At 63.4% G+C, this 11,700-nt stretch carries 8 protein-coding genes; 3 read left to right on the top strand and 5 right to left on the bottom strand.

Annotated features, from left to right (window positions below; translation table 11 throughout):
• Positions 1-352: 352 nt before the first annotated feature.
• Entirely contained in the window at positions 353-1,258 is a 906-nt protein-coding gene (locus tag ACFY68_RS09300; protein WP_346615825.1) for a LysR family transcriptional regulator, read from the top strand.
• Between the two features lie 121 nt (positions 1,259-1,379).
• Here ACFY68_RS09300 and ACFY68_RS09295 read toward each other — a convergent pair whose 3' ends face one another.
• Positions 1,380-1,796, bottom strand: a complete 417-nt coding sequence (locus tag ACFY68_RS09295; protein ID WP_387525947.1) for a RidA family protein — start codon at positions 1,794-1,796, stop codon at positions 1,380-1,382.
• Entirely contained in the window at positions 1,796-3,115 is a 1,320-nt protein-coding gene (locus ACFY68_RS09290; protein WP_387525944.1) for a flavin-containing monooxygenase, read from the bottom strand. Before ACFY68_RS09290 ends, ACFY68_RS09295 begins: the two co-directional genes overlap by 1 nt.
• A gap of 304 nt (positions 3,116-3,419) precedes the next feature.
• Between ACFY68_RS09290 and ACFY68_RS09285 the strand changes: the two genes are divergently transcribed.
• Together ACFY68_RS09285 and argE are read left to right on the top strand one after the other, a co-directional pair.
• Positions 3,420-4,097 carry a DUF1028 domain-containing protein gene (locus ACFY68_RS09285; RefSeq protein WP_387525941.1) on the top strand — a complete coding sequence of 226 codons (678 nt, stop codon included), beginning with the start codon at positions 3,420-3,422 and terminating at the stop codon, positions 4,095-4,097.
• Positions 4,090-5,250 (top strand): acetylornithine deacetylase, encoded by a 1,161-nt coding sequence (gene argE, locus ACFY68_RS09280; RefSeq protein WP_387525938.1) that lies wholly within the window; start codon positions 4,090-4,092, stop codon positions 5,248-5,250. The genes ACFY68_RS09285 and argE overlap by 8 nt, the downstream gene beginning before the upstream one ends.
• 112 nt (positions 5,251-5,362) lie before the next feature.
• Here argE and ACFY68_RS09275 read toward each other — a convergent pair whose 3' ends face one another.
• From ACFY68_RS09275 to ACFY68_RS09265, 3 genes are all read right to left on the bottom strand, one after another.
• Positions 5,363-6,631 carry a carbohydrate porin gene (locus tag ACFY68_RS09275; protein ID WP_387525935.1) on the bottom strand — a complete coding sequence of 423 codons (1,269 nt, stop codon included), beginning with the start codon at positions 6,629-6,631 and terminating at the stop codon, positions 5,363-5,365.
• Positions 6,632-6,741: 110 nt separating this feature from the next.
• Positions 6,742-9,159, bottom strand: coding sequence for a glucose/quinate/shikimate family membrane-bound PQQ-dependent dehydrogenase (locus ACFY68_RS09270; RefSeq protein ID WP_387525932.1), 2,418 nt, complete (start codon positions 9,157-9,159; stop codon positions 6,742-6,744).
• Between the two features lie 239 nt (positions 9,160-9,398).
• Positions 9,399-11,603, bottom strand: a complete 2,205-nt coding sequence (locus tag ACFY68_RS09265) for a TonB-dependent receptor (RefSeq protein WP_387525929.1) — start codon at positions 11,601-11,603, stop codon at positions 9,399-9,401.
• Positions 11,604-11,700 lie beyond the last annotated feature (97 nt).

Below are 11,700 nucleotides of genomic sequence, written 5' to 3'. Positions count from 1 at the left end.
TCAGGCCATGGCACGTTGCAACAAATGTAGGAGCGGCTTTAGCCGCGATGCGCCGCGCGGGCGGCGCTCGATCTCAAGGGCGCTGAAGATCCCAAGGCAAGCGCTTCGCGAAGCGCCGCGGGCGGCGCTCGATCTGGAAAACACCGAACATTGTTCGCCATGCACTTCAATGCCCCCCGCTGCGTTATGCCAACCTCGAGCTATGGATGGCACAGGCTGCGCCGGCCCATCACGAAAAATATGCTCAAGCCATAGGCAAATCCTTCATCACCCAGCAGCCCACTGGGTCAAGCCACAGGGTAAAGTCACAGGAAATTTCAAGGCGCCCGCGAACGGCGTCAACGAGGTGCCTGTGGCTTCCTACACCCTGCGTCAACTCAAATACTTCGTTACCACCGTCGAGGCCGGCAGCGTGGCCGAGGCCTCGCGCCAGCTGTACATCGCTCAGCCGTCGATCTCCACGGCAATCAAGAGCCTGGAAGAAAGCTTCGGCGTACAACTGTTCATCCGCCACCACGCCCAGGGCGTCTCGCTGACCCCCAGCGGCAAGCGCTTCTATGCCAAGACCAAGGCGCTGCTGCAGATGACCCACGAGTTCGAGCAGAACGCCCTGGCCGATAACGACACCGTGGCCGGGCAAATCGACATTGGTTGTTTCGAGACCGTGGCGCCCTTGTACTTGCCACGCCTGATCGCCGGTTTCCGCGAGCGCTACCCTGGCGTGGACATCCGCCTGCGCGACGGCGAACAGCAGGAGCTGATCCAGGGCCTGACCGCGGGCGCCTTCGACCTGGCATTCCTCTACGATCACGACCTTGATGGCACCATCGAGACTGAACCGCTGATGCCGCCGCAGAAACCCTACGTGCTGCTGCCTGAAAAGCACCGTTTTGCCGGGCAGGCGCAGGTGTCGCTGCGTGACCTGTGCCCGGAGCCGATGATCCTGCTGGATGTGGCGCCGAGCCGTACCTACTTCGTCAGCCTGTTCAACGAGCTGGGCCTGACGCCGAACATTGTGTTCAGCTCGCCCTCGATCGAAATGGTGCGCGGGATGGTGGGCCAGGGTTTCGGGTTTTCACTGCTGGTGACCCGGCCACATTCGCCGTTCACCTACGACGGGCAGAAGCTGGTGACGCTGGACATCGCCGAGCCGGTGACGCTGTCGGGGTTGGCGGCCGCGCGTTTGAAGCGCGTGCAGCTGACCAAGCCGGCGCAGCTGTTTGTGGAATTCTGCCGGGAAGAACTGGGCAAGCTGTAAGAGCTTCGAGGGGCAAGCCCGCCCCCGCAAGGTATGTGCAGCGCTTGAACAGCTGCAACCCCTGTGGGAGCGGGCTTGCCCCGCGAATGGGGCGCAACGCGCCCCTAGCCATCTCAACGGATCATTCTTGATCCGGCACCACCGCAATCACATCGATTTCCATCAACCACTCAGCTTGGGCCAGCCCCGCCACCACCAGCCCGGTGGAGATAGGGAACACGCCCTTGAGCCACTTGCCCACCTCCTTGTACACCGGCTCACGGAAGCGCGGGTCGGTGATGTAGGTGGTGGTCTTGACGATGTGCGACAGGTCCGAGCCTGCTTCTTCAAGCAGTTGCTTGACGTTCTTCATCGCCTGCTCGGCCTGCGCCTGCGGGTTGCCCAGGCCAACCAGGCGCCCTTCGAAGTCAGTGCCAACCTGGCCGCGCACATAGATGGTGTTGCCGGCGCGCACGGCTTGGCACAGGTCGTTGTCCAGGGTCTGGTTGGGGTAGGTGACCTTGGTGTTGAACATGCGAATGCGGGTATGGGTAGGCATCAGTGGGCTCCGAGGGTGCTGACGTTGCTGATCGAGGTAGGTTGCTGCTCATCCGCTTCGCGCTGGTCGCGGTCGCGGTAGGCCATGTAGGTGCGTTGGGTGGCGATGTGGCCGGCGACGTGCTTGGCGTCGTGCCACACGCCCCAGATGAACGACGAGCCACGGCGCGACAGCCAGGGCAGGCCGAGGAAATACACGCCCGGCTCGCGGGCCACGCCACGCTGGTGCTGAGGCTTGCCGTTGGCATCGAAGGTATCGACCTGCAGCCAGCTGAAGTCCACGCCGTAACCGGTGGCCCAGATGATGCTGGTGACGCCGGCCTGGGCCAGGTCGAGTTCGCGCAGCGGGTTGCTGACACAGTCCGGGTCGGGCAGGCGCTTGCGCGCTTCGGGTTCTTCCGGCAGGTCCAGGCCGTTGCGTTCGATGTAGGCATCGGCGGCGTCGAGCAAGGCCAGGTAGTTTTCGTCGCCGCGGCGGATGTTGTCGGCCAGGTTGTCCTGGAAGCGCGCCACACCGTTTTCGAACGACTGGGTCAGGCCGACCAGGGTCATGCCTTGGTGGGCAAGGGCACGGAAGTCGACGGTGTGGCCTCCGCGGGCACCGCTGACGGCGATGGTCACATGCTCGCGGCCCGGCTTGGCGATTTCGGCATCCCACTCGCCCAATACACCCAACCACCAGCAGAAGTCCCGGTTGCGGTAGGCACGTGGCGGGCGATCGTGGGCGCCGACCGACAGGTACACCTGGCGCCCGGCGCGCATCAGCTCTTCGGCAATCTGCACGCCTGAGGAACCTGCACCCACAACCAGTACGGCACCTTCAGGCAGCTGTTCAGGGTTGAAGTAGGCGGCGGAGTGGATCTGGTGCAGCTGCTCGTCTTTCGGCGCGATGGCCGGGATGACCGGCCGCTGGAACGGGCCGGTGGCGGCGACCACGCGGTTGGCGCGGATCACGCCCTCGTTGGTTTCGATGGTGAAGCCTGGGCGGTCGGCATTGCGCACCACCTTCTTTACCTCGATGCCGGTGCGTACTGGCAGGTTGTACTTGCGTACGTACTGCTCGAAGTAGTCGGCAACCTGGTCCTTGCCAGCGAACGCGTCGGCGTCGAGGTTGAATTCAAGCCCCGGGAAGCGGTCGTGCCAGACCGGGCCGTTGGCGACCAGCGAGTCCCAGCGGCCAGTGCGCCAGGCTTCGGCGATGCGCTTGCGCTCCAGCACCAGGTGCGGCACGCCGAGTTTGCTCAAGTGTTCGCTCATGGCCACGCCGGCCTGGCCGGCGCCGACGACGAGGGTGTCGATTTCGATATTGTTCATTGTCATGTCCGAGCCCTTGTTCAGGCGGTTTTTGTCAGGTCGGTTTTGGAGGACCGCCGTTACCTGGGGCCAGACTAGGGACGCTGGGCAAATCACGAAAATAGTATTTAGCTTGCACTTGCCGATAAAACGGCGAAGGCCTTGATAGGTAAGGCTCGCAGCGATTATCTGGGCTCCTCTTCGAGTGTTTTTCAGGGGTGTTCGGCGCCTTAGTTTTTTCCTTATCAAGGCACAGGAAAATGTTGGTTTCGCGCACTGGAGGGTTCTGTTCACATGGCCTGCAATCGCACAGAACAACAGGAGCACACACATGACCTTTTCCATCATCGGTCGCTGCCAGGAAACCGGCCAGGTCGGTATCGCCATCAGTTCGTCGAGCATTGCCGTCGGTGCCCGTTGCCCTTGGGTACGTGCGGGTGTCGGCGCCGTGTCCACCCAGAACATCACCCTGCCGGCGCTAGGCCCGCAGATTCTCGATGCGCTGGAGCAGGGCCAGCTGCCCCCGGCCGCCGCGCTGGACCGGGTACTCAGCGCCAATGGCTGGAGCGAGTATCGCCAGGTCACGGTGATCGACAGCCACGGCCAGGTTGCACTGTTCACCGGTAAGGAAGCGCTGGGCGTGCACAACGCGGTGGCCGGTGAGCAATGCGCGGCGGCCGGTAACCTGCTGTCATCGGTGCAGGTGATCGAGGCCATGGTGCAGGCCTTCGAGCAGGCTGGCGGGCACTTGGCCGACCGCTTGCTGGCAGCCATGCACGCGGCAATGGCCGCCGGTGGCGAGGCAGGGCCGGTGCACTCGGCGGCGTTGAAGGTTGCCGGCGAGCTGACGTGGCCGCTGGTGGACCTGCGCGTCGATTGGGCTGAGCAGGACCCGATCGGCGCACTCGATGGCCTGTGGCAGGCGTACCGCCCGCAGATGCAGGACTACGTTACCCGCGCCCTCGACCCCACCACGGCGCCCAGCTATGGGGTGCCTGGCGATGAGTGAGTTCAGCAGCCGCGCCTTGCTGGCCCGGCTGATCGGCTTCGCCACGGTCAGCCGCGATTCCAACCTGCAGCTGATCGGCTTTATTCGCGATTACCTGGCTGCGCTCGGCGTAGAGAGCGAGCTGTTTCACAACCCTGAGGGCACCAAGGCTAACCTGTTTGCCACGATCGGCCCCAAGGATATCGGCGGCGTGGTGCTGTCCGGGCATACCGACGTGGTGCCGGTGGACGGCCAGGCCTGGACGGTTGATCCATTTGAACTGACTGAGCGCGATGGGCGGCTGTATGGCCGTGGCGCCGCCGACATGAAGGGGTTCATTGCCTCGGTGCTGGCTGCGGTGCCGGCGTTTCTGGCGCAGCCGCTGCGTATGCCCGTGCACCTTGCGTTCTCCTATGACGAAGAGGTTGGCTGCCTGGGCGTGCGCTCGATGCTTGCGGCGCTCGAACAGCGCCCGCACAAGCCGCGCATGTGCCTGATCGGCGAGCCTACCGAGCTCAAGCCGGTGCTCGGGCACAAGGGCAAACTGGCCATGCGCTGCCAGGTGCATGGCGCCGCATGCCATTCGGCCTATGCGCCTTACGGTGTCAATGCCATCGAGTATGCCGCGAGGCTGATCGGGAAACTGGGCGAGATCGGGGATGCGCTGGCATTGCCTGAGCAGCATGACGAGCGTTTCGACCCACCGTTTTCGACGATACAGACCGGTGTTATCAAAGGGGGCAGGGCATTGAACATCGTGCCCGAGGAATGTGCCTTTGACTTCGAGGTGCGAGCGTTGCCAGGCTTCGAGGCACAGACGGTGGCCGACCAGCTGCAGACCTATGCCGAAGCAGAGTTGCTGCCCCGCATGCGCAAGGTGAATGCGGCCAGTAGCATTCGCCTGGAACCGATCAGTGCGTATCCGGGCTTGGCGACGCCAGCCGACAGCGAGGCGGCGCGGTTGGTCGCCAAGCTCTGTGGGTCGCAGGCTTATGGCACGGTGGCCTTTGGTACGGAAGGCGGGCTGTTCGATCAGGCGGGTATCCCGACCGTGGTGTGTGGCCCGGGCAGCATGGAGCAGGGGCACAAGCCGGATGAGTTTGTCAGCGTGGAGCAGTTGCAGGGCTGTGATGCAATGCTGCTGAGGCTGGTGGATTACCTCCAGCAGGGCTGACGGCAGTGGCTGCTTTGCGGGGCGAGCCCGTTCCCACAGATTGGACTGTTGCTCCTGGAACCTGTGGGAGCGGGCTTGCCCCGCGAATGGGCCGCAAAGCGGCCCCGAAGCCTCAGAAAGTCGCCTTGACCTGCAGGCCGACCACCAGCGCGTTATCGATGTCCTTACCGGAGAAGGCACCTGGCTCGATGATGTACTGCACATCCGGGCGCAGGTTCAGCCATGGAGTAGCCTGGTAGCCATAGCTCAGTTCGATCAACTGCTCGGCACTGTCGATGTTCGGGAACTGCTGCCCGGCATTGAACGCGGCGTCTTCCAATACGTCCCGGCTGCGCGGGTTGGGCACGGCGCGGCCATAGCCCAGCGACAGGGTGTCACGCGGGCGACCTTCGAACGGCTTGTACAACACGACGCCGGTGCCATACCACTTGGTGAACGGCGAGGCTGCTTCGCTCGATGCCGAGTACTGGCCAAAGGCATGCAAGCTGCGGCCTGGCGAGCTGGCATCGTTCCACACCGCCTGGTCGATCAGCAGGTAATGGCCGCCACGGCCGGACACTTCCTTGTCGCTACCGATGCGTTTGACGTCGGAGCTGTCGTAGTAGTAGCCCAGCTTGTACTCACCCGGCAGTTCACCCTGCAGCTTGTACACCAGCTCAACCGGTACCACCGTGCCGGTGGTGTGCTTGGGGCCCAGGTGCCAGGCGCGGCTGGAGTTGCCGTTGCTTTCCGGGTCGACGTTGAACGCCGCCACGCGCAGTTGCCAGGACGGTGACAGGTCGTACTTCACGCGCACACCGAGGTGGGCGTTGGGGTAGTTGGTCCAGCCGCTGCCACCGGACATGTTCAGCGGGTGGCCGCAGAAGCCGGCGTTCATGAAGTTGCACAGGATGCCGCTGTCCAGGCCGCCGAGGTCGTTGCCCATGGCCATGTAGCCGAGCTTGACGTTGAGCGCCGGGGTAAAGAGGGTGCGCTCGTAGCTCAGTTCGGTCAGGCGGGTGTACAGGCCACCGTAGTTTTCCTGGATCGGCAGGCGGTTGCCTACCAGGTCTTCGGAGGCGCTGTTGCCGCGGCGGTCGTTGATGGTCAGCTGGACCTTGCCGCCGTTGTCCAGGCCATACAGTTTCGACAGGTCGAACTGCACGCCGAACTTGAGGTTCTGCGAATAGCGCGCCGAACGGTGCAGGCCACCGTGGGCGTTGTAGGCGGTTTCACCGCTGTAGTCGCCGGTGATCTTGACACCGTCTTCCTCGAGCTGGTGACGCAAGCCACCCCAGTCACCGGTCATGGTGCTGCGGGTCATGAGGTCACCGTCGGCCAGGGCAGTGGTGCTGGCCAAGGCCAGAAGCAGGGGAGAAGTGATACGAATAACGGATGGCATTGCTGGGTCTCGGTTGAACTTTCAGGGCCTCATCGCCGGCAAGCCGGCCCCCACAAGGGTTTGCATCGACCCTGTGGGAGCCGGCTTGGCGGCGATGAAAGCGACGCGGTTTACGGCAGAGCGTAAGAAATCACATAGTCGCCACGGTCAGTCGACTGACGGGCGCCGCCCGCAGTGATTACCACGTACTGCTTGCCAGTCTTCGGCGAGACATAGGTCATCGGGCCGCCCTGGCTGCCCACCGGCAGGCGAGCCTTCCAGATTTCGTTACCGTTGCTGCTGTCGTAGGCGCGCAGGTAGAAGTCCTGGGTGCCGGCGATGAACACCAGGCCGCCTTGGGTGGACAGGGTGCCGCCCAGGGTTGGCAGGCCAATCTTGATCGGCAGGTGCATGCGGATGCCGAGCGGGCCGGTATCTTCAACAGTGCCGACCGGTACCTGCCAGGCCACCTGGCGGGTCTTCATGTCGATGGCGGTGAGGGTACCGAACGGCGGTGCCTGGCACGGGATGCCGGCGATCGACAGGAAGCGGTTCTTGTTCACCGCATACGGGGTGCCCTTGAGCGGTACAGCGCCCATGCCGGTGTTCAGCGCTTCGCCACCGGAAGCGGCCTGGCCCTTGTTCTGCGACGGGATCATCTGGATCCACAGGCCCAGGCGCATGTCATTGACGAAGATGAAACCATGCACCGGGTCGGTGGAGAGGCTGCCCCAGTTCATGCCACCCAGCGAACCCGGGAAGCTCAGCGATATGTCGGTGCCCGGTGCGGTGTACAGGCCGTCATAGCGCATCTTCTTGAAGTCGATACGGCACAGCAGCTGGTCGTAAGGCGTGGCGCCCCACATGTCCGATTCGGTCAGGGTCTGCGCGCCGATCTGCGGCATGCCCACCGATTTAGGCTGGGTTGGGGAGTACGGTTCGTTCGGGATGTCGCTTGGCTTGACCGGTACTTCGTCGACCTGGGTCAGCGGCTTGCCGGTGGCGCGGTCGAGCACGTAGATCTGCCCGGCCTTGGTGCCGATCACGACTGCAGGGACCGACTTGCCGTCGTCCTTGGTGAAGTCGATCAGGCTTGGCTGCATCGGCAGGTCGAAGTCCCACAGGTCGTTGTGCACAGTCTGGAACACCCACTTCTCGTTGCCAGTGGTCGCGTCCAAGGCCAGCACCGAAGCGCCGTAAGTGTGGTCCAGCTTGTTGCGCTCGACACCGTAGATGTCGGTGGACGACGAGCCCATCGGCAGGAACACGGTGTTCATCGCCGGGTCGTAGGACATCGGCGCCCAGCTGTTCGGGGTGCTGCGCACATAGGTGCTGCCATCAGCCGGGGCGTTGCGGTCTTCCGGGTTGCCCGGGTCGAAAGCCCAGCGCATGGCCCCGGTGATCACGTCGAAGCCACGGATCACGCCGCCTGGCATGTCGGTCTGGACGTTGTCGGCGACACGCCCGCCAACCACCACGGTGGTACCGGCCATCAGTGGCGCGGAGGACAGCTGGTAGAAGGAGTCTGGCACATCACCGAGGCCTTCCATCAGGTTGACCTGGCCATTGTTGCCGAAGCCCTGGCAGAACTCACCAGTGTCGGCATCAACCGCGATCAGGCGGCCGTCGATGGTGTTGGTCAGCAGGCGACGCTGGCAGTTGGCACCGGCCGCTACGCTGCCGACGGTGATCGGCGAACTGTTCGGCTGGGTTGGCTGGGCGATCGGCGCGGTGGCGTCGAAGTACGCCATGCCGCGGCAACGCTGCCAGACTTTGGACTGGGCGTTGATCTCGTTCTTCCACAGCTCTTTGCCGGTGTCGGCGTCGAGCGCGATCAGGTTGTTGTGCGGGGTGCAGATGAACACCTTGTTACCGACCTGCAGCGGGGTCAGCTGGTCTTCGGCACCGTTGCCGTCGCTGATGGCTACGTCGCCGGTGTGGTAGGTCCACGCCACCTTGAGCTTGTCGACGTTGTCGCGGTTGATCTGGTCCAGCGCGGCGAAGCGGCTGCCACCTTCGGTATTACCGTAGTGGGCCCAGTCCTTCTGCTCCTTGCCGGCTTCTACCGGGGTCATGCCCGGGCCTTTGCCGGTGGGCGCGACGCTTGGGTGGGCAACGAACATGTTGCCGGCGGCGATCACCAGCACCACGGCCAGCACGCCGGCGATGCCGTAGGCACCACGGCCGGTGCTGCCGCCATTGGCGCGGACCAGCAGCGGGTAGACCAGTGCCACGACCATGCCGATTGCGCCGAACATGAACAGGCGCGAGAACAGCGGCCAGAACACCAGCCCGGCGTCGATCACTGCCCAAAGTGCAGTACCGACCAGGAAAGCGGCGTACAGCCAGGCACCAGCTTTTTTGCGCCGGGCGATGAGCACCCCAGCGATGGCCATGGCCAAGCCGCCGATCAGGAAGTACCAGGAACCGCCCAGGCCAGCCAGCTTGATGCCGCCAGCAGCCAGGAGAAGGCCGAGCAGGGCGACGATAACGCCCAAGCCGACCAGAATGATTTTTGTGGCGCCGGAGGCGCGCGGTGTTTCGTTCATGCCAGGGATCTCAGCAGGTGGAATGGGCGCAGTTTAAGCCCTTAGCAAGCTAATTAACAAGTTAGTACATAATATTGTGAGGCTGATTGTCGCAGGGTTGAACTCGCGCGGTTGTCGCGAAAAGTGTAGATCACGCGGTTATGTTTGCACTAAACCACGTGTTTGATCGTGGTTGTTCAAGGTGGATCATACTTTTGTCTTAGTCATGAAGGCCTGCAGTAAAGCAGGCCCTTTTCTACTCAGAAGCGATAATTGCCGGTCAGGATTGCCGCCCGGCTCGCGCCGTACTCGATGGCCGATGAGCGTGCAGCGCCGCCCCTCTGCTGACGCACCCGCTCAACATAAGCCTTGTCGAATACGTTGTTGACGTTCAGCTGAAGGTCCAGTTGCCGGCTCACTCGATAACCGAGCATGGCATTGTGAAGCCAGTAGGCATCGAGCTTGGCGGTGGTGCTGGAGGTCACGTTGCGCTTGCTGACATGCCGGGCGCCGTAGCCGAGGGTCCAGGCATCGGCGACCTGGTAGGTGGTCCAGAGGTTCATCGAGCGGGGCGGTGTATTGCCCAGGGCTTGGCCTTTGCTGCCGAAGCTCTTCCCCTCGGCGACGGCTTCGAGGGTTTCACTGTCCAGGTAGGTATAGTTGGCAAACACCGTCCAGCGTTCGCTCAAGTGGCCCGTGAGCCCCAGCTCCACGCCTTGAACGCGTTGTTTGCCGGACAACTCGGTGGAGCCGTCCGCCAAGGCTTCGCGGGCGTTGCTCTTGATGATTTGAAATACCGCTGCATCCAGTTCCAGCCGCTGGTCAAGCAACTCCCACTTGCTGCCCAGCTCCCAGGTCTGATTCCTTTCCGGGGCAAGGCCTGCGGTTGCCACGGTTAGATCGCGCCCGTTACCGGCCAATGCTTCAGCCGACGGGTTGAAAGAATTGCCCCAGGCGAGGTATACGCGGCCATGCTCCGTTGGCGAGTAGACCAACCCCGCACGGCTGCTCAGGGTGTTGTCCTCGGTGTTGAGCGCCGAGTTGCGAACGTTGGCCGAGGAGTACCCTTTGGCGCTGCCGGTGAAGCGGTCGTGGCGCAGGCCAAGGTGCAAGCTCCAGGCGTCATTCAGCGCCACGGTGTCGAACAGGTAGAGTGCCTGGTCGCTCAACGCGGTTTTGCTGTATCCCATGACAGCCTTTTGCTGTGGCCCGCTCCAATAACCGGGCGGATCGCCCAGCGCATAACCCTCGCCTGGGTAAAGTTCTTTGCCTAGGCCGTGATGGTAGGTGTTCAAGTCCAGTGTCTCGCGGGACAACTCAACGCCAACTACCCAGTCATGCCCCATGCCCAGCAACTGATTGTGGCCAAGCAGGCTGGTCTGGCTGATCCACACGTAGGTGCTGGCGTCGCGGCCATACCCCTGTGGCCCAGCCGGGCGGTAACGCCCAGGCGGTAAACCTTCGGCGTTGACATGGGAGGCGGACACCACCGTGTCGCGCTTGAGCTGCCCATGGCGGGCCAGCTGCTGCAGCTGCAATTGCTCGTTGAAGTCGTGCTCCAGCTTGAGCGTGAACTGGTTCTGCTCGATGTGTTCCTTGTCGAGGTTTTTCCAGCCGAAGTAGGCCTTGCGGTCGACACCTGCCAGGCGCTTGCCATCCAGGGCTGGCACACCGTAGTCGGGCAGGTTGTCATCTACCTGATGCAAGGCGCTCAGGGTCAGCCAGGTGGCGTCGCTCAGGCCTAGCTGAAGCGCGGGCGCGATGCCCCAGCGCTGCTGGTCGATGCTGGGGCGGCCAGGCACCTCGTTGCGGTGCGCCATCAGGTTGATGCGCACTGCACTGCCTTGGCCGATGTTGCCCAGTGGCTGGTTGCTGTCCAGGGTCAGGCGTTGATAGTGGGCGCTGCCCACGCTGCCACCCAGGTGGGTAAAGGGCTGGTACTGCGGCTGCTTGCTGATGAGGTTGATGCTGCCGCCGGTAGTGCCGGCACCGCCAAACACCGAATTGGGGCCTTTGATGACCTCGACCTGCTCGGTGTTGAACATGTCGGAACGTGTGGTCTGGGCACTGTCGCGCAGGCCATCGACCTGGATGTTGTTGTTGGCCGAGAAGCCACGGATGTTGATGCTGTCGCCCGAGCCGCCACCGCCTTCACCGGCATTGAAGGTGATGCCAGACACATTCGACAGCACCTGGCGCAAGCTGAGCGCCTGTTGCTGAGCAAGCACGGGGGCAGGCACCACGGTGATGGTCTGCGGTGTGTCGAGCAGCGGTGCAACCTGCTTGACCGACGCTGAGCGCTCGGTGCGCGGGCTGACGGCGGCGGGCGCTGTGACATCGGTGTCTTGCAGTTCGATGGCCGGTTGCGCGGCGAGCGCGGTGCCGCAGAAGGAGGCGGCACCCAGGCCGAAGGCGGAGCTGCGCAAGGCGTTGCAGATCGTGCGGTCGGTAGCGATGTGATGCATGGGGGAGTCCAGCGTTGGGGTTTAAGCCGGGCTGTGAGTGGTGTTTCACAGGCGAGCGGGGGCACTGCGCCATGGCCGGGAGCCGCGCAGGCGTTAA

The organism is Pseudomonas sp. NPDC012596 (assembly GCF_042902325.1).
Taxonomy (GTDB): Bacteria; Pseudomonadota; Gammaproteobacteria; order Pseudomonadales; family Pseudomonadaceae; genus Aquipseudomonas.
The sequence above is the reverse complement of the archived record's forward strand: the minus strand, read 5'-3'. Positions and strand labels throughout refer to the sequence as shown.